Origin of the sequence: Clostridium algidicarnis DSM 15099, assembly GCF_002934235.1 — a bacterium.
Lineage (GTDB): Bacteria > Bacillota > Clostridia > Clostridiales > Clostridiaceae > Clostridium_L > Clostridium_L algidicarnis.
The window spans coordinates 52,388-72,355 of the sequence record NZ_PTIS01000004.1; the positions used below are offsets into that span (position 1 = coordinate 52,388).

Genomic DNA, 19,968 nt, shown 5'->3' on the forward strand with positions numbered 1-19,968 from the left:
TATTAAAGGTACTTAAATATTAAATTTAGAGTAAAAAAACTTTTAAGTTTTAAAATGTAATATTTAAAACTTAGAAGTAATAATTAAAAAGTTATTTAATCATTTTGGATTTACGTGGAGCATATTTTGACATTAACTTACTTAATTCATCTTTATTGTCTTTTACTTTTCGCTCAAGGCCACTATTAGTTCCTCTATGTTTGAATTGCAAAAAGAAAACATCATTATCTTTTTTATCTTTTTTAAGGCTCCATTGAACAATATCCTTCCAATCTATAAATTGTAGATAAATGTTTAAAAAGGAAGGCTTTACACCAATACCACTTGCTGTTATTACAAGGTTCATATCCAAGGTCATATACATAAATACTGAGTAAAAGAGCATAAATATTGAGAATGCTACCCTATAAATATTTATTTCCCCATTTATAAGAGGCATTATAAACGATACTATAATAAGGATTGGAAACACCATACTTAAAGTTTTTGTAGCACCGCTATTAGGAATATAATATAGTATTTTATGAGTTTTAATATCATGCTTTTTATTGGCTTTTATATATTGAGATAATTGCATAAAGAATAAACTAATTAGAGAAATCATTATTATTATATTTAAGACACCAAAAGAATTAGACATAGAAAATCCCCCTTTAATATTGAATTATAACAAGGTTTATTTTTAACGTTAATATAGGATATATTCAAAAAAAATCAATATGCTAGTTTATTTTGCATATTGAACTGTTGTTTTTTGAGAGACTTAAAATTATTGTAAATATATAATGAATTATAGCATAAGATCAATTTTAATTCCATATTCATAACAGAAGTTCAGAAGTTTAGCACTTGAAAGTTTTTTAGGGCGATAGCCCGTTGATTTATAATGATTTGTATCAAATTAAGAAAAGAGTTATTAATTCCGATTTTTATTGAAAATTATAAAGTGTTTAAAGCTGGTATTATTGCAGAGATGCAAATAAAGAATTGGTTGTGAAGACAAAAAATAAGAACTATACAAAAATAAAGGTCTGGGATGAAGATAATTTTGAAATGTCTAATTCAGATATAAAAGTAAGATTCATAAGGTTTATAGAAGAAGTACATAAAAAAGATAAAGTAGAAATCAAAGAATCGTGGATTCTAACTACAGTAAAAGCAAATTTTTCACCGGGATTTTAATGCGAAATCTCTGATCAATTAGCTTTTTAAAACAACCTTATAGCCTCAGGCATCATCATTTTAAAAACTAATGTTTAGTGATGATGGAACAATAAAAACTATTGATAGTCTTTTAACCTGTCCCATACTGGAAGAGTGTATACATAGATTTATTTAGGATATTTATAACTTTTATAAATATCCTATTATTTTTTTCCTCTTTAAAAGAAAAATGCATATATGATATTTGAGGAGTTTACAATTAGCAAAATAAAACTCTTTTTAATAAATATATACAAAACTTCTAAGGGGGAATATGCCATGGAATCCTTATGTAATTTAATAAAAAAAGCCAAAAACTTTGATAAAGAAAGTATGGAATTATTAATAACTAAATTTGACCCTATAATAACTAGTTTATCAAGAAAGCTTCAAAATGAAGATGCTAAGAATGATTTAACTGTATTTTTTATAAGAATGATCTATGAAATCAAGCTAATAAATCTAATTAATTCATCTGATGGAGCTTTAGTAAATTATATAAAGCAAGGATTATATAGAGAATATCATAAACTAAATAAAGTGGCTCCTATTATTAGTGTTGAATTTAATGATATTTTTACTGTTGATACTAATGATTATGTACAAGTTGAATATAAAGTGTTTCTAGATGAACTTGTAATGAAGAAAGTACTTAATGAAAAGCAAAAATATGTTTTACTTAAAAAATACTATTATCACTGTACTGATGAAGAAATATCAATAGAACTTTGTATAAGTAGACAAGCTGTAAATAAGATTCATAGAAAAGCTATTGATAACTTAAGGAAATATTTAAATTAAATGAATGAATGTGAAATAAAATATGAGAAATTAAAAAAAATTATTTTAGGTTTACAAATTTAAAATAAACCTCTCTTTTATAGGTGTAATTACTTAATCGATTAAAGTAAAATAAATAAACTTTTACTCTACGAAAACTTCTAAAATACAAAAAGAAAGAAGGAATTTATTATGGCAGATAAAATGGTTAAATTAGGTCAAGAATGGTTGAATACGACCTATGGAAATGATAGTAGATATAATGTCATCCCTAAAGAAAAGATTGGATATACTAATTGGCCCACAATCTATGCTTTAACAAGAGCTTTGCAAATAGAGCTCGGAATTACATCTACATCTAATAATTTTGGTAACGGTACCCTTAATGAAGTTAATAAAATTAGCCCTATTAATCAGAACTCCAATACGAAAAGTAACATTGTGAAAATTATCCAAGTTGGTTTATATTGTAAGGGGTATGGTCCAGGCGGTGTTACTGGCACATATGGTTTAGGAACTACTTCAGAGGTTAATAGACTTAAAATAAATATGGGCGTAAATGATGGCGTAGATGGGATAACAGGAAAAGTCTTTAAAGCTTTATTAAACATGGATTATTATGAGGCTTTTTATGATGGATCTAGTGAAAAGGTCTCCTCTATTCAGCGTTGGTTCAACAGTAAATATGGTAATAGACGAGATTATTTCTACATGCCTTGTGATGGTTATTATTCAAGAGATACGCAGAAAGCATTAATATTTGCCCTACAATATGAAGGTGGTATGGCAGATGGAGTAGCTAATGGAAATTTTGGACCTGGAACACAAAACATTGTGAAGAATCATTCAATAAGCGTTGGAAATACAGGAGTTTTCGTATACTTACTAAAGGCAGCCTTAATCTTCAATGGATACGACTGTACTCTTTCAGAGAAATTTTCCACAGATGATGAATTTATCCTACAAAAATTTCAAAACTTTTCTTTGCTTTCACCTACAGGTATAGCTAATTTTCAAACTTGGTCTTCATTGCTTGTTAGTACGGGAGATCCAAATAGAAGAGGTAAAGCTTGTGATTGTGTAACAGAGATTACTCAAGCAAGAGCGCAAACTTTAAAAAGTCAGAGGTATGAAATTGTTGGTCGTTATCTAACTAATGTTGAAGGAACATCTTTAAACAAAAAAATTCAATCTGGTGAACTTGATGTGATTTTTAGTAATGGATTGACAGTATTTCCAATTTATCAAACCTATGGTGGTGAAGCAATCTATTTTAATAAAGATCAAGGCAAAAAAGATGCATCAGCTGCATTTACTGCTGCAAAATCCTATGGATTCAACATTGGCACTATTATTTACTTTGCAGTAGATTATGATGCATTAGGAGAAGAAATCACATCAAATATCATTCCTTATTTTAAAGGTATAAAAGAAAAAATGGGGGAATTAGGAGGAATTTATCAACTAGGCATTTATGGTCCACGAAATGTTTGCATTAAAGTAACAGATGAAGTTGGAGTAAAAACAAGTTTTGTTAGTGGAATGTCAACAGGGTTTAGTGGAAACTTAGGTTTCCCATTACCAGTGAACTGGGCTTTTGATCAAATATCAACCATTTCAGTTGGTTCAGGTGATGGCTTCATTGAAATTGATAACAATATTAAATCTGGAAGAGATTTAGGTCAAAAAACGGTAAATGCTTCAGTAGATAATACCACTCCTGATGTGGTTACTAAAATTCAGTATATTTATGAATTAAAACAAGAAGTAGCTACATTAGTAGATAGTAAAATGACCGCAATTCAAAAGATGAAAGCGCTCAGATCAAGAGATGCAGCAGCTAATATTGTACTATCTCAAGATATAAATTTAACTCAAATAAGTCAAAGATTTAACATCAGAAAGGCTTTGATTCAAACAGTTTTTATGTGGGAATGTTGTTTAGAAGGTATAGATGATATTGCATCTGATACGTTGGTTTTAGCAACATATAATTATTACAAAGCCCTTGAAGAATGGGAAAATCTTTCTGTGATTGAAAAAGCAATAGTTCCAGCACCTAAACCACCTATTCCAATTAAAGATGATTCTAGTACAGGTATGTGTCAAATTTTTGCTAGAACTGCTATTAAAGCAATAAATTTTTCAATAGATAGAGGATTAATTTCAGGAATGAAATACGATACCAATGACTGGCATAACGTCGCAGAGGTTTGGCATAAATTACACAATGATTTGGATTACTGTGTATATATTTGTGCATTAGTATTAATGTGGGGAGCTAATGATATTAATATAGGGGATAATTACTACGATTATAGCCCAGAAGAAATAAAAAAGGTAATTGCAAGATATAATGGAACTGGCTCTGATGCCTCTGAGTATGGCATAAGAAATTATGAATTATATAATATTTTTGAACATTATAATAAATTGAGCAGATCATAACTAACCCTATAAAAGATAAGTAATATGCGAAAAGATTTAGTAACCCTAAATTTTTTCGCATACTTAGTAATTTAATCTAAGTATTCTTCTAATATCCTAATATGGTTAATACAAATACCCAACTATGGTGAAATGTATAAAAAATAGAAACAGCACTAATTAATATTAAGAAGATAATTCGGTATATTGAATTACTAAGCTTAAATACAGTTATAATCCAAGTAGATAAACCTTTAAAGACTACAATATATATAAATAAATATATTAAAAAAACTGGAATGCCTAAAATCAACATACTTTGATCATTTTCTATTTCATTCATAGGATATCCACGTGGAACCCCAAAATAATCAAGGGCAAAGTGAAGTAGCCAATCTATTAACCAGAATAAATAATAAGTGGCAATGAAAAAAAATACTATAGATAAAAAAACTCCAATATAGCTCTTAATACGATATTTCATATATGTAACATCTCCTTTAGTTAATATCATAGCTCAAATAGAAATGAAATTCACTAAGAAAATCATTTATTTAATTTGTTTTAATTTTGTTTGTTAAAGTAAATTTAATTATAAAAAGGAGTGCTTCAAATATGATTAAATTAATTGAGTATAACTTTAAGAATACATATCAATTTTTATTTAGAAAGTTTGATATAGCAATAAGGTTAATTATGGGAATGTTTATATATGGTAGATTTGTGCCAAATAAGATATTAGAATCTTTTTTTTGTAAAGCTCTAATATTTTTATTCCCTACTATAATCTGAGTTGTATTGCTTACTGTATTGATTTATATTGTAGTGGGTTTCACAAAAGTGCAATATAATAAAGAAGAGAGTTCTTAAAATTAGTTATTAATGCTTTGATTAATATAAATATATATTTTATTATATACAATCTAATTCCACAAAGATTTAATGGAATTGATAGTGATGGACTTAAATTTACAAGTTATTGTAAAAGTAGGAAGTTATAGCGAAGTATATTATAAAGTGGTAAATGTTTGTTAGATTATAATTTTAGTAGTCAGAAATAGTATCAAGTGATTTTTAGACTCATATGGAGTTTGCTTATAAGGAATACAGCTCTCCATCAAAGGCTAGAAGAACTTATAAAGGTGCGTAGCAGCCGTCATCTCCCACCTTGAAGAGGAGAGTGGTGTTACGGATGGTAGCCATCGGATAAAAAACTATTCACAATGTTGTGATTGACAATGCATGGAACTTACAATATAATTAAGGATAATTAAAAACTATGAATAGGAAAAGTATTTAAGTTTAAACCTTAAAGAGAGTGGCGCTAGATGGGAAGCCATAGGAATAACTTAAAGAAGATCACCTAGGAGTTGGCGGCAGAAATATAAAGTAAGCTTGCTCGTAAGCCTGCGTTAAAGGATAGAGTATTGTTAAAAAGCTCATCTTCATCAAGTGATTCTTAGACTCACGTGGAGTTTACTTATAAGAAATACATATCTCCATCAAAGTCTTAGAAGAACTTATCCAGGGGCGTAGCAGCCGTCATCCCTACCTTGAAGAGGAGAGGGGTGTTACGGATGGTAGTCATCGGATAAATATAGATGAGTAAGAAGCTATCACTAAATTTTAGATTTGGGATATCTGTTTATGTACTTGAGTTACTTTGGCTGATTTTATATTATTGGCCGAACCTTTATAGGTGGTATAACGAATTTAACTTCGTCCTGTTGGATGGGGTTTTTTTATTTGTATTAACTTTAAAAGGCTTATAACTTAGTAAATAAAATTTAAAATAAAAGATATATAAAATAGGAAGGAGATTTAAAATGTACAAAAAGATTGATCCAACAAAAAGTTTTGTTGACATGGAAAAGAGTGTACTAAAACTTTGGAAAGAAAAAGATGTTATTCAAAAGAATTTTGATTTAAACGAAGATGGAAGGTATTTCACATTTTATGATGGACCTCCGACAGCAAATGGTAAGCCACATATAGGTCACGTTTTAACTAGAGTTATGAAAGATCTTATTCCAAGATATAAGGTTATGAAGGGGTATAAGGTTTTAAGAAAAGCTGGCTGGGATACGCATGGTCTTCCAGTAGAACTTGAAATAGAAAAGAAACTAGGCATAACTGGTAAACAAGGTATCGAAGAGTATGGAGTAGAAAAGTTTATACAAGAATGTAAGGAAAGCGTTTTTACATATTCAAGTATGTGGAAAGAAATGTCCGAGAAAATAGGGTTTTGGGTAGATATGGATAGCCCTTATGTGACTTATGATAATAATTATATAGAGTCAGTTTGGTGGGCTTTAAATCAGATGTGGAAAAAGGATCTTTTATATAAAGGTCACAAGGTAATGCCTTACTGCCCAAGATGTGGAACTAGCTTATCATCTCATGAAGTAGCACAGGGTTATAAAGATGTAAAAGAGTCTACCGCAGTAACTAAGTTTAAAGTTAAGGGAGAAGAAAATAAATATATATTAGCTTGGACAACAACTCCTTGGACATTACCTTCTAATGTAGCTCTTGCTATAAATAAGAAGTATAATTATGCTGAGATTAAGGTTGGAGAAGAATATTATATATTAGCAAAGGATCTTATACACTCTGTAATTGGAGATATAGAATATGAATTAGTGAAGGAATTTAAGGGAGAAGAAATATTAGGACTTGAATATGAACAGTTATTTAAGTTCTATACTCCAGAAGAAAAGGCATTCTTTATAATACATGGTGATTTTGTAACATTGACCGATGGTACAGGCATAGTTCATACAGCACCTGCTTATGGTGAAGACGACAGTATGGTATGTAAGGCTCATAACTTACCACTTATAAATTTGGTTGATACTGAAGGTAAGTTTATAGATTGTGTTGAACCTTGGAAGGGAATTTTCGTTAAGAAGGCTGATCCTAAAATACTTGAATACATGAAAGAAAACGGAATGTTATTTAAATCAGAAAAGTTCACTCACTCTTACCCACATTGTTGGAGGTGTGATACACCACTTTTATATTATCCAAAAGAAAGCTGGTTTGTAAAAACTACTGCTTTAAGAGAAAAGTTAATAGAAAATAATAACAAAATACATTGGCATCCAGATAATATAAGAACAGGCAGAATGGGTAAGTTCTTAGAAAATGTTATTGATTGGGGAATATCAAGGGACAGATACTGGGGAACACCTCTTCCAATATGGGAATGTGAATGTGGTCATAGAGAATGTATAGGAAGTATTGAGGAGTTAAAAAATAAAGGTATAAACGTACCGGAAGGCATAGAACTTCATAAACCTTATATAGATAATGTACATTTAAAATGTGAAAACTGTGGTAAAGATATGATTAGGACTCACGAGGTTATAGATTGCTGGTTTGATTCTGGATCAATGCCTTTTGCACAACATCACTATCCTTTTGAAAACAAAGAATTATTTGAAGCTAATTTCCCAGCACAATTTATATCAGAGGCTGTAGATCAAACAAGAGGATGGTTTTATACACTTATTGCTATATCAACAGCTGTGTTCGATGAAATACCTTTTGAAAACAGTGTGGTACTAGGACACGTTCTAGATAAAAAAGGAATAAAGATGTCAAAACATAAGGGAAATGTTGTGGATCCTGTTGAGGTTATAGAAAGCCAAGGAGCAGATGCTACAAGGTGGCATTTTTATACTGCAAGTGCACCATGGCTTCCAACAAGATTTTCGAAGGATGATGTGGCAGAAGCTCAAAGAAAGTTCCTTAGTACATTATGGAATGTATATTCATTTTATGTTTTATATGCGGAAATAGATCAGTTTAATCCAATGGAATATAAAGACTTTAAATCAGAAAACATAATGGATAAATGGATAATATCTAAATTAAATACCTTAGTAAAAACTGTAGATGTAAACCTTGAAGGTTACAAGATAACTCAAGCAGCTTTAGCTATAGAAGGGTTTGTAGATGAATTATCTAATTGGTATGTAAGAAGAAATAGGTCTAGATATTGGAGTGAAGATCTTACAGATGATAAAATAGGAGCATATATGACTCTTTATAATGTACTTGTAACAGTATGTAAAGTATCAGCTCCATTTATTCCATTTATGACAGAAGAAATATATCAAAATCTTGTGGTAAGCTTTGACAAAGATGCTAAGGAAAGTCTACATCTTTGTTCATGGCCAGAATATAATGAGCAATTAGTAGATGAAAATCTTGAAAGAGAAATGGATATGGCATATAAGATAGTGAAGTTAGGTAGAAGTGCTAGAAATGGTGCTAATATAAAAAATAGGCAGCCATTATCTAAGATGCTTATAAATACTACATCTTTACCCGCATATTATGGAAGTATCATAAAAGATGAGCTTAATATAAAGGTAGTGGAATTTGGGGCTGACTTATCTGAATATGTTAATTTTGAGTTGAAACCAAATTTACCTGTACTTGGTAAGCCTTATGGTAAGCTTATACCTGGAATAAAAAAAGAAATAGCTTCAAAAAACCAAATGGAATTTGCAGGCACAATACAAAGTGGGGGAACTGTAACTATAAATGTAAATGAAACAGAAATAGTTTTAGATTCTAACAATTTATTAGTGACAATGCAAGGACTTGAAGGTTTTGCATTTGCAGGTGAAGAACAAATAGGGGTAGTTTTAGATACTACTATTTCAGAAGAATTAAAAGAAGAAGGTCATTTAAGAGAGATAATAAGTAAAATCCAAAATATTAGAAAAGAAAGTGGATTTGAAGTTGCAGACAAGATAAGCCTATATGTATCTAACAATGAAAGACTTCTTCTAGTTGTAAAGAAATTTGAGGATGTAATAAAGCGAGAAACCTTATCACAAAATGTAATATATAGTGAAGAGGCTAATTATAATACATTTAATATAAATGGTGAAGAGTTAGACATTGCTGTAGTTAGATAAATAAATTTATAATTATCACTAAATAATTTATCCTATAATTTTAAAATTAAGAATTTAACCTATATAATATGGTAATAATTAAAAATAATCTGCAAGAGAATTAATTCTCTTGCAGATTATTTAATTCATAAAGTGGTATTATAAATGAAAAAATACGGATAATAAGAATATATGGTATAATATTGATAAATACAATAAAATGTTATTTGGATTGAAATCTTACTAATAGTATTACGAATAATAAATTTCATTTATGGAGTATATAACTTTATTTTTAAAATTTAAATATATGTGTAAAATATTAATTATGAATAATCCATTACATATTAAGAAAGCATAGCTTTTTATAAAAGAGGAGGAAAAGATATGGCATCTTCAATTAAGGATGTAGCTCGAGAAGCGGGAGTATCAATTGCTACCGTTTCAAGAGTTTTAAACGATGTAGACGTAGTAAACGAGGACACAAAAAAGAAAGTGGTAGAGGCTATAAAAAAATTAGCATATAGACCCAATATAGTAGCTAGGAGCTTGAAAACACAAAAAACAAAAACTATAGGGATATTAGTACCAGACATATCTAATCAGTTTTATCCAGAGATAGTAAGAGGTACAGAGGATGTTGCTAACATATATGATTATAACGTAATGCTCTGTAATTCAGATTCAGATTTAGAAAAGGAAAAGGAATACTTAAGAGTTCTAAAGGAAAAAATGATAGATGGAGTATTGTATATGAGTACTTCTCTTGAACCAGAGATTTTAGATCTTATAAAAGAATTAGAACTTTCTACAGTGCTTGTAGAAAGTAAGGATGAGGAAGGGAATCTTCCTAGTGTCACCATAGATAATAAACAGGCTGCTTATGATGCTACAAAGTATCTTATAGACAAAGGAAATAAGAACATAGCTTACATAGGTACACCTAAAAATGTTAAAAACGCTTGGAGTTTAAGGTACCTTGGCTATAAAGAGGCTATAGATGAAAGTGAATTAAGCTTTAGCGAGGACTTGGCGTATTTTGGGGACTTAAAAGCTCAAACAGGGTATGAGGGAGTCGAAAGGCTCATAGAAAGGGAAAATATAGACGCTATATTTTGTGCATCAGATGAGATAGCTATGGGTGCTATAAATGCACTAAGATCAAAAGGAATATTAGTTCCAGAAGATATTGATGTAGTAGGTTTTAATGACTTATATTTAGCATCTATATTTTATCCAAAGCTTACAACTATATCTCAACCAATGTATGATATGGGGTCTGTAGCCATGAGAATGCTTATAAAACTTGTGAATAATAAAGAAAAAGAACTAGACCAAAAGCATTTTGAGCTTCCATATATATTAGTAGAAAGAGATTCTTGTAAAAAGTAATTAAAAGGTTAGTAAAAATGGATTAATGCATTTTTACTAACCTTTTTAATATAATAAAATAAAAAGACATTCTAATGTAAAGACACAATCATATTTTTAAAATAATTGACATAGTAATTACTTTACTTTAATATATACCATATGAGGGTATGTGAAAGGAAGTGTTAATTTGAAAAGATGGATAAAACTTTTAATAGTAATAGTAATTGCTTTAGCACTGTTTGGTGTATATTATGCTAAAGGATCTAAGAAAAATGATATTAAAAACCAGGGTGAAGAAAAAGGTATAGCTTTTGAAAGATATAACCCAGATGATGATAAAGATAGTGATATACCAGTTCTTTTAGAATTAGGTTCACCTACATGTCCTGCATGTAGGCGTATGGAACCAGTTTTAGAAGAATTTAATAATAAATATGGAGATAAGGTTAAAGTTAAAAAGGTAAATATTGAATCACCAGAAAATAATGATTTAGCACAAAGATATAAAGTAAGACTTATGCCCACATTTATTTTTCTTGATAAAGATAAAAAGATAAAGAGTAGATACGAAGGCATGCTTACACTAGAAGACATAGAGAAGGTATTTAACTCCATGGGGGTAGTGGCAGATGAATAATTTTCTTTCGAATTTCAACAATATAATCAGTAATAGTGTTTGGATTGCACTTGTTATGTCTTTTGTTGCAGGAATTGTATCTTCATTTAGTCCTTGTGTATTGTCTTCAGTACCTTTAATTGTCGGGTATATGGAAGGTAATAAAGTAAAAGATAAAAAGGTTGCATTTAAGTATTCACTAGTATTTAGTTTGGGTATTATATTTACATTCACTTTAATAGGAATTTTATCAGCAGTACTTGGAAGATTCTTCTCTGGAGCCGGAAGGCTCTGGTATATAGTATTGGCTGCTATAATGATATTAAGTGGATTACAACTTTTAGGAGTTATAAATTTAGGAAGGTCTCAAAATAGTTGCAAAGTACCAAGCACTAGAAAAGGCTTTTTTGGAGCTTTTGTATTAGGAATTTTAGGTGGGGCTCTGTCTTCACCTTGCGCTACACCAGTATTGGCAGCTATACTAACCTTTGTTGCAGGTAAGGCTAATATAACTTTAGGTATAGGAATGCTTTTATTGTATTCACTTGGACATTGCGCCCTAATAATATTAGCAGGTACTTCAGTTGGATTTGTAGAACATTTGAGTAGTTCACCAAAAACAGTTAAGGTTGGAAATGCATTGAGATTGTTTCTTGGAGTACTTATAATTTTGCTTGGGATATATTTATTTTCATTAGGAATATAAAAAGTTTTAAATTATAGTTGCATCAACAACTGTTTTGTATTAAGATAATAGTTGCTGATGCAACTATTATTTTTTTAGGAGGGATTATGGGTAAAGATAATAAAGTTTATTATGGCAAGACTATAGGACATTATATATCAATATTATATAGATTAGGTGGAATGCATTACTCAAAAGAGTTTGCTAAATTTAATATAGGCAGTGGACAATTTGGATTTTTATCTTATGTTTTTGAACATAATGGGGTTAGCCAAGAATGTATAAGTAATAATCTTTTAATGGATAAAGGAACTACAGCAAGAGCCTTAAAAAAGTTAGAAGAAGAAGGATATATAAAAAGAGAGGTAGATTTAAAGGATAAAAGAATTCGAAGGGTTTTTGTAACAGAAAAAGCTTTAGGTATTGAAGACGAATTTTTTGTTATACTAAAAAGCTGGAGTAAGATTATTTCCTCGGATTTTACTGAAGATGAAAAGAATACTCTTTTAAATTTATTCAAAAGAATGGTAGATAATCAAAAAGAGGTTTTAATAAAGGAGAGATAATATGGAATTTGACAGACAAAAGAGGCTTGGTATAGAGCCAATAGGGGAACTACTTGCTAAATTTTCTATTCCAGCTATTGTTGGAATGTTAGTGAATGCTTTTTATAATATAGTAGATAGACTTTACATAGGACATATAAAAGATGTAGGGCATATTGCTATAACAGGAGTTGGATTAACACTACCTATAACCACAATAATAATGGCTTTCGGAATGCTAGTTGGTATAGGTTCAGGGGCAGCTATGTCCATAAAGCTTGGTAAAAAGAAATTCAAGGAAGCTGAAAAGATTGTAGGTAACGCATTTGTTTTAAATGTAATAATAAGTATAGCAATTACGATTTTAGGTCTTATATTTGTTGGACCATTACTTAAGATTTTAGGATCTAGTAGTGAAACCTTTGGATATGCAAAAGAGTATATAGATGTAATTCTTATGGGAACTATATTCAACTCAATGGCATTTTCTATGAATAGTCTTATAAGAGCAGAAGGAAATCCTAAAATGGCTATGATAACTATGTTAATAGGAGCCTTGCTTAATACAATATTAGATCCTATATTTATATTTACATTTGATATGGGAATTAAGGGAGCTGCAATTGCAACGGTTATATCTCAAGTAGTCTCCGCTACATGGGTATTGAGTTATTTTTTCGGAAATAAAAGTACTATAAAAATAAAAAAAGAAAACATGAAATTAGATAAAAAGGTTGTAAAAAATATATTTTCTATAGGTGTAGCACCTTTTTCTATGCAAATTGCAGCTAGTTTAGTTGCAATAACAGCAAACAAGGCTCTAAAGGCTAACGGTGGTGATTTAGCTATAGGTGCTATGGCTGTTATAAATAGTGTGTCACTTATATTTTTAATGCCCATGTTTGGATTAAACCAAGGAGCTCAGCCTATAATCGGGTTTAATTATGGAGCAGGAAACTATAAGAGAGTAAAAGATACTTTAAAGACAGCGGTTACGGTGGCCACGATAATTGCTATTATAGGATTCATATTAATTCAAGCATTTCCAGATAAGATAGTTGGATTCTTTAATAAAGATCCTGAACTTTTAAGAATAGGTACTCAGGGTATAAGAATATACTTATTTATGCTGCCAGTAATAGGATTTCAAATAGTTAGTTCAAATTATTTTCAAGCTGTAGGTAAGGCAAGACTTGCAATGTTTTTAGGTATGCTAAGACAAGTAATCTTATTAATTCCCTTATTAATTATACTTCCAAACATAAAAGGGCTAGGTCTTGTAGGAGTGTGGCTTGCTGGACCTATATCAGACGCATTAGCTTCAGTTATAACAGGAATATTAATAGTAAAAGAGATGAAAGGTTTAAATGTCGCACATAATGAGTCTATAGTACAAAATTCTAAGCTAGCTTAGTTATTATAAATATTTAAATTTAATTAAGTGCTTTTCTATAGCGTAAAGTATTTAAACAAGCAATTAATAATTTTATAAATATTGGTAATTAAAAAAAGATGATTTCTAATTAATGTAGAAATCATCTTTTTTAAATTTGTTAATTGTATTTCAAAATCTAGATTTAAATACAATTAAGTTATTATAGTTGTGATATTTTTAATTCATTCTTTTTATTATTTCTAGACCGTTATCTTCCTCTACAAATGGTGCAGTAAACATGAAGGACTTTATATACCCGCAACTGGCACATACACAATCACAAACATCAAATGGAACACCGTCCACTAAAGTTATGTCTAAATCTTCAGTTAAATATTCCCCACCACAAACCTCGCAAGGTGTCTGGTTTATAACTTTGTATTCACTTTCAATATATTTCATAATATCTCTTATAGTCATCATAATTATCTAAACAAACCTTTCATATATAATCAAATCATATTGATATTTTAATATTTATACAGCTTTTATGGTAGCACTATTATATTTTAAATGCAACTACTGTATTTAAATCTTAACAGTCTTAATAATTTAAAGTAATCATATATATTAATCATGTATTATAAAACATGTGACTTAAATTATATAAGTTAGGATTAGGATGGGAGGAAAATATGATTAATTACATTTGGTTTTTTATGATAGTTGTAAGTATAATTTTGGGGCTCTTCTTTGGGAAGGCTGAAATAATATCTAAAGCAATTATAGATTCTTCTAGCTCTACTGTAAATCTTACACTAGGACTTTTAGGTATTATTAGCCTTTGGTCTGGAATAATGAAAATAGCAGAAAAAAGTGGTCTTACAGAAAAGATATCAAGGTTACTTTTACCTATATTAAAAGTTTTATTTAAAGATGCAGCAAAAGATGAGAAAGCTTTAGGTGCAATTGTTATGAATTTAAGTGCTAATATTATGGGGTTATCAAATGCAGCCACTCCTTTTGGAATTAAGGCAATGGAACGACTCCAAGAATTAAATAACCATGGTGATACAGCAAGCAATGATATGGCATTATTTTTAGTGCTTAACGCTGCTTGCATTCAATTAATCCCAACTACAGTAATATCTTTAAGAGCAGTTGAAGGATCAAACAACGCCGCAATTATAATAGTACCTGTAATTATAACTACATCAATTGCGGCTATGGTAGGTATAATTTGTTGTAAAGTATTAGAAAGATTTTTTTAAGGTGGGGTGAATAATTATGGTTTCATATATGCTTAAAGGAATTATACCTATAATTATACTAGCCATAGTAGGTTACGGAGGGATAAAAGGCGTAAAAATATACGAATGTTTTGTTGAGGGGGCAAAGGAGGGGGTAAGTGTTTGCTTTAGAATATTTCCATATCTTTTAGCTATGCTTTTAGCAGTCACCATATTTAGGCAGTCAGGAGCTTTAGACCTTTTGGTAAGAGTATTTAAACCTATAATGAGTGTAATAGGTGTTCCCGCAGAATTGGTACCATTAATTTTTATAAAGCCACTTTCAGGCAGTGGAGCTTTAGGAGTATTTACGGAAACTATTAGGCAGTATGGAGCAGATAGTAAAATAGGACTTATAGCATCAATACTTATGGGCTCAACAGAAACCATATTTTATACTGTAACTGTATACTTTGGAGCGGTTGGAGTAAAGAAGATAAGACATACTCTATGGGCAGCTATTATGGCAGATATAACGGCTATAATAATATCGGTGACTTTAGTTAATTTATATTTTAATTAATTTATATTAGATTGATATGAAAATCGAAGATAGAGTTTAGTAACATGCATTAAGAGGTATATTATACGACTTAATGCATGTTTTAAAAGTTGATAATAGATAATATTTAATATAAAATTATATTTAATACATAATATGGGGGGGATTAAATATGATAGAACTTAACAATGTAAGTAAAAGTTATAATGGAACAATCAAAGCTGCAGATAATATAAACATAACTATAAAAGATGGAGAAATATTTGGATTTTTGGGACCAAATGGTGCTGGGAAAACTACTGCAATAAAGATGATGACAGGTATTATAAGTCAAGATTCAGGAGAAATAAAGCTAAATGGTATAAATATAAAAGAAGATTCAATAGAGGCTAAAAAACAATTTGGATTTGTACCTGACAATCCAGATATGTTTTTAAGATTAAAAGGTATAGAGTATCTTAATTTTATGGCTGATTTATATGAAGTGCCAAAAGCTTTAAGGAAAGAGCGAATTGAAAATTTATCTCGTAGGTTTGAGATGAGTAATGCTCTAGGGGATAAAATACAAAGTTACTCACATGGTATGAGGCAAAAGATAGTTATAATGGCAGTGCTTATACATGATCCATCTATATGGATATTAGATGAGCCACTTACAGGACTTGATCCAAAGTCTTCATATATGTTAAAAGAGATGATGAAAGAACATGCAGCTTCTGGTAATACAGTATTTTTTTCTACACATGTACTTGAGGTTGCAGAAAAGGTATGTGATAGAGTAGCTATAATAAATAAAGGTAAGATATTATTTTGTGGAACACTTCAAGAGATAAAAGAACATATGAAAGAAAATTCTTCATTAGAAAATATATTCTTGGAGATGACTGAAAATGAGTAAGATATTTATATTGATTAAGGTATTGTTTAAAAATGGCAGTGGAAATGAAGGGAAGCGAAAAAGTAAATTTCCATCAATGATTTTAAATATATTTTTAGGATTAATACTTGTAATGTCCATAGGTGTACCTATAGGTACTTTTACAGCATCTATATATAAAGATTTCGCTGTAATGGGACAAGAAGGTATAATTTTGAGCCTAGCATTTTCCATGGTTAGCTTTATTATTTTTATATTTGGGATTATATATGTGCTTACTACATTTTACTTTTCTAAAGATATTGAGGCTCTTTTACCATTACCTTTAAAAGCAGATGAAATACTTTCAGCTAAGTTCATAACAGTTTTAATATATGAATATTTAACTGAGCTTATCGTGCTTTTACCTGTAATAATTGGGTATGGTGTTAAGGCTAATACGGGAATAAGCTATTGGATGATTTCTATAATTATATTTTTACTTCTACCCGTTATGCCATTAGTGTTAGCTTCAATACTAAATATGGTTATAATGAGATTTACCAATTTAGGAAAACATAAAGATGCTTTTAGGGTTGTAGGGGGTATACTTGCTATATTTTCAGGGCTTGGAGTAAACCTTTTAGTTCAAAAAGCTAGTTCATCTAATATGGGAGAGCAAAACCTACTTGAAGTTTTCGCTAAAGGTAATAATTCAATGATGAATTTACTTGGAGGGATGTTTCCTACATCTAAATTAGCAGCATTAGCCTTAGTTTCAACTTCAGTAAATAAGGGTATTATGAACTTATTATTATTCATACTCATAACCGTAATATCTTTTGGAGTATTTATGATATTAGCAAGAATACTTTATTTTAAAGGAGTTATGGGATCATCTGAATCTTTCTCTAAAAGGAAGGAGTTGAAATCTAAAGAATTTGATAAAATAACTTCTGAAAATTCAAAAATAAAATCATATGTAATAAAAGAATTAAGGGTTGTATTTAGAACACCGGCATTCTTATTAAATTGTGTAGTTGGTACCATTGTATTTCCTATATTCATGATAATATATGGATTTATGGATCCTAATAATATACAAATGTTAACGAAGATCACAGGTGAGGTAAAAGATCCTAAGTTGATAGGTATTATTTTTGGAGTAGCATTTAGCGTAATTTTATTTATAAGCGGGTCTAATGCTATGGCGTCTACTTCTATATCAAGAGAAGGAGAGCTTATGTTTATAAATAAATATATACCAATTACTTATAGAGAACAGATTTTTTCTAAAATAATATCTTCTGTTATTGTAAATATGATAAGCATTATATTAATTACTGCAATGATAATTATTTTAAAGCTGCCTCTTAGTCTCATTATATCTATATTCATAATATCTATTTTAGGAAGTGTTTTCACATCTACTTTAGGTGTTGTTATAGACATAAATAGACCAAAGCTTAACTGGGATAATGAACAAAAGGCAGTTAAACAAAATATCAATTCATTTATAAGCTTTGTAATATCAATTTTAATTGGAGGACTAAACATATACTTATTCTTTAAATTAAAGCCAACATTATTAATAGGATTTATATCTTTGGTTGTGGTAATAGTATTAATAATTGCTTTGCTTATTTATTATATAAATGGTAAAGGGCAAGAAGTATATGGAAGAATAGAATAATTTATGTTGAAAATTAACCATACTTAAATAATATGTAGGGAGTTATACACAGTTTATTAGAATAGGAATAAATAGAAAAATACAAAGCGATATAAATAAAACAGCTGTATTTAACATAAATTTGTTAAAGCAGCTGTTTTATATTTATAAGTATATAAGTTTGTTTAGATAACTTTATTTTGTTTAACTAAGTTTTTATTTAGATTCTTTTTGTAAAAGTAATATATTATGCTACCATCAAATATCCACTGTACAGAAGTTACAACCCATACCCAAGCTACATTTAGATGTAGTTTATATATAACAATATACATAAGCGGAAGTCTTATTATCCAGCTAGATATTATAGAAACCTTAAAAGGTGTCTTTGTATTTCCAAGCCCTTTGAAAGCTCCTCCGACTATCATGGATATAGCCATAAAAGGCTGTTCTATAGCTGCTATCATAAGGCAAAGTGTACCAAGGTTTATAACATCTACCTCATTAGGGCTTATAAACAATTTAATTAGTCCATTTGGTACTATTAAAAATAGTAAAGAAGACATAATCATAAAAGAGGTTCCTAAAATCATAGATAACTTTGCATATTTTTCTGCTTTTTCTAGATTACCTTCTCCAACCTTATGACCAACTAAGGTGGTTGCAGCAACGGCAAATCCCCAACCGGGCATAAAAGATATGGATTCTATGGTAGTTGTTATTTGGTTAGCTGCAAAGGCTACTGTTCCCATACTAATTACCATGAGATTGCTTATTATTCTACTTGTAGTAAAGGCAGCTTCTTGCATGGAAGAAGGAATAGATAATCGAAGCAAGTCTCTAAAGTTATAAAATTTTATTTTCTTTACATATTTAATTCTAGGCTTTATAGGAGATTTATGTATAACATAGCTTAATATGAACAAAAATCCTAGAAATTGAGCTATGGTGGTAGCTAGAGCAGCTCCACGGATGCCAAGCTCTGGCAGCCCCAAATTACCAAATATAAGACCATAATCTAAAGTTATATTTACTATGTTTATAAGTATTGATGCTACTAGGGGAGTCTTAGTATTTCCGTAACCTCTTAATGAAGAATTTAATAAGATCATTAACATATTAAAAAATATTCCTATAGAAGCTATTCTCATATAAGGGGTACCCATAGCTATTACATTATCATCCGCACCAGTAATAGAAAGTAATTTAGAACTTCCAAAAAAGAATATTAAAAATCCTATAAAAGATAGAATACCTCCAATAATAAAACCTACAGTTAAATATTCCTCGGCTGCGGATTTTAAATTTGCACCAACCCTTCTAGCAACTAGGGAGGTTATGCCTACACCAATACCTACTGCTATGAAAATGTTAGAAAAGCCGTACATAAATTCAGAACCAAGACCAACACTACTTACAGCAATATTGCCACCATAACGGCCTACCATCATTGTATCAAATACCCATACCATCATATATAATATGTTTTCACCTACAGCAGGTAGCGCTAATTCAAGAACATCTTTTAGGTCAGATCTTTGATATTTAAACAATAAAAAACCTCCTTAACTCTAATACTGTAATCATTATATTATATAAGCATCTTTAAAAATAGAGAGTTACTGAAAATATTAAAGTTATTCAAATAAAATAGCAATAAGAAAAGGTATATTTACTTTTACTTATTGCTATTTAGGTTTAGGGCATAAGCCTATATTTAATTATAATGTT

At 29.8% G+C, this 19,968-nt stretch carries 18 protein-coding genes and 1 other annotated feature; of the genes, 14 read left to right on the forward strand and 4 right to left on the reverse strand.

All coding sequences use genetic code 11. The features are described 5' to 3' along the window. Positions 1–91 precede the first annotated feature (91 nt). Positions 92–640: a hypothetical protein gene (locus tag BD821_RS04575; protein WP_104409524.1), complete on the reverse strand. Its 549-nt coding sequence runs from the start codon at positions 638–640 to the stop codon at positions 92–94. A 353-nt stretch (positions 641–993) separates the two neighbouring features. On the opposite strand from BD821_RS04575, the gene BD821_RS13585 reads away from it, so the two are divergent. The 3 genes from BD821_RS13585 (at position 994) to BD821_RS04590 (ending at position 4,431) form a co-directional block, all read left to right on the forward strand. Then, complete coding sequence (locus BD821_RS13585) at positions 994–1,182, forward strand: hypothetical protein (protein WP_207655266.1); 189 nt, start codon at positions 994–996, stop codon at positions 1,180–1,182. A 300-nt stretch (positions 1,183–1,482) separates the two neighbouring features. Beyond that, positions 1,483–2,004: a sigma factor-like helix-turn-helix DNA-binding protein gene (locus tag BD821_RS13390; RefSeq protein ID WP_169993985.1), complete on the forward strand. Its 522-nt coding sequence runs from the start codon at positions 1,483–1,485 to the stop codon at positions 2,002–2,004. Positions 2,005–2,175: 171 nt separating this feature from the next. Continuing rightward, positions 2,176–4,431 (forward strand): glycoside hydrolase domain-containing protein, encoded by a 2,256-nt coding sequence (locus BD821_RS04590; RefSeq protein WP_104409525.1) that lies wholly within the window; start codon positions 2,176–2,178, stop codon positions 4,429–4,431. A gap of 88 nt (positions 4,432–4,519) precedes the next feature. Here BD821_RS04590 and BD821_RS04595 read toward each other — a convergent pair whose 3' ends face one another. Then, positions 4,520–4,894: a hypothetical protein gene (locus BD821_RS04595; RefSeq protein WP_104409526.1), complete on the reverse strand. Its 375-nt coding sequence runs from the start codon at positions 4,892–4,894 to the stop codon at positions 4,520–4,522. A 131-nt stretch (positions 4,895–5,025) separates the two neighbouring features. Here BD821_RS04595 and BD821_RS13395 point away from each other — a divergent pair, with 131 nt between their 5' ends. From BD821_RS13395 to BD821_RS04625, 7 genes are all read left to right on the forward strand, one after another. Next, the gene (locus tag BD821_RS13395) at positions 5,026–5,202 is read left to right on the forward strand and encodes a hypothetical protein (protein WP_169993988.1); all 177 of its coding nucleotides are present in this window, start codon (positions 5,026–5,028) and stop codon (positions 5,200–5,202) included. Between the two features lie 478 nt (positions 5,203–5,680). Further along, positions 5,681–5,843, forward strand: a binding site (T-box leader). A gap of 393 nt (positions 5,844–6,236) precedes the next feature. After that, positions 6,237–9,344: an isoleucine--tRNA ligase gene (gene ileS, locus BD821_RS04600; RefSeq protein ID WP_104409527.1), complete on the forward strand. Its 3,108-nt coding sequence runs from the start codon at positions 6,237–6,239 to the stop codon at positions 9,342–9,344. Between the two features lie 366 nt (positions 9,345–9,710). Further along, on the forward strand, positions 9,711–10,715 hold the full coding sequence (locus BD821_RS04605; protein WP_104409528.1) for a LacI family DNA-binding transcriptional regulator: 1,005 nt from the start codon (positions 9,711–9,713) through the stop codon (positions 10,713–10,715). Between the two features lie 169 nt (positions 10,716–10,884). Beyond that, complete coding sequence (locus tag BD821_RS04610) at positions 10,885–11,334, forward strand: thioredoxin family protein (protein WP_169993991.1); 450 nt, start codon at positions 10,885–10,887, stop codon at positions 11,332–11,334. Continuing rightward, a complete protein-coding gene (locus BD821_RS04615; protein ID WP_104409530.1) occupies positions 11,327–12,019 on the forward strand; it encodes a cytochrome c biogenesis CcdA family protein in 693 nt (230 codons plus the stop codon). The genes BD821_RS04610 and BD821_RS04615 overlap by 8 nt, the downstream gene beginning before the upstream one ends. 86 nt (positions 12,020–12,105) lie before the next feature. Next, positions 12,106–12,564, forward strand: coding sequence for a MarR family winged helix-turn-helix transcriptional regulator (locus tag BD821_RS04620; protein WP_029451555.1), 459 nt, complete (start codon positions 12,106–12,108; stop codon positions 12,562–12,564). Between the two features lies 1 nt (position 12,565). Then, complete coding sequence (locus BD821_RS04625) at positions 12,566–13,957, forward strand: MATE family efflux transporter (RefSeq protein ID WP_104409531.1); 1,392 nt, start codon at positions 12,566–12,568, stop codon at positions 13,955–13,957. Positions 13,958–14,155: 198 nt separating this feature from the next. Here BD821_RS04625 and BD821_RS04630 read toward each other — a convergent pair whose 3' ends face one another. Then, positions 14,156–14,398, reverse strand: coding sequence for a hypothetical protein (locus BD821_RS04630; RefSeq protein ID WP_029451553.1), 243 nt, complete (start codon positions 14,396–14,398; stop codon positions 14,156–14,158). A gap of 215 nt (positions 14,399–14,613) precedes the next feature. Here BD821_RS04630 and BD821_RS04635 point away from each other — a divergent pair, with 215 nt between their 5' ends. From BD821_RS04635 to BD821_RS04650, 4 genes are all read left to right on the forward strand, one after another. Next, complete coding sequence (locus BD821_RS04635; protein ID WP_104409532.1) at positions 14,614–15,189, forward strand: nucleoside recognition domain-containing protein; 576 nt, start codon at positions 14,614–14,616, stop codon at positions 15,187–15,189. 28 nt (positions 15,190–15,217) lie between these two features. Next, a complete protein-coding gene (locus tag BD821_RS04640) occupies positions 15,218–15,730 on the forward strand; it encodes a spore maturation protein (RefSeq protein WP_242971461.1) in 513 nt (170 codons plus the stop codon). Between the two features lie 151 nt (positions 15,731–15,881). Beyond that, a complete protein-coding gene (locus BD821_RS04645; protein ID WP_029451550.1) occupies positions 15,882–16,607 on the forward strand; it encodes an ABC transporter ATP-binding protein in 726 nt (241 codons plus the stop codon). Beyond that, positions 16,600–18,258 (forward strand): putative ABC transporter permease subunit, encoded by a 1,659-nt coding sequence (locus tag BD821_RS04650; RefSeq protein WP_104409533.1) that lies wholly within the window; start codon positions 16,600–16,602, stop codon positions 18,256–18,258. Before BD821_RS04645 ends, BD821_RS04650 begins: the two co-directional genes overlap by 8 nt. 164 nt (positions 18,259–18,422) lie before the next feature. Here the strand turns inward: BD821_RS04650 and BD821_RS04655 are convergent, their stop codons facing one another. Beyond that, positions 18,423–19,790, reverse strand: coding sequence for an MATE family efflux transporter (locus BD821_RS04655; RefSeq protein ID WP_226104337.1), 1,368 nt, complete (start codon positions 19,788–19,790; stop codon positions 18,423–18,425). Between the last annotated feature and the right edge of the window lie 178 nt (positions 19,791–19,968).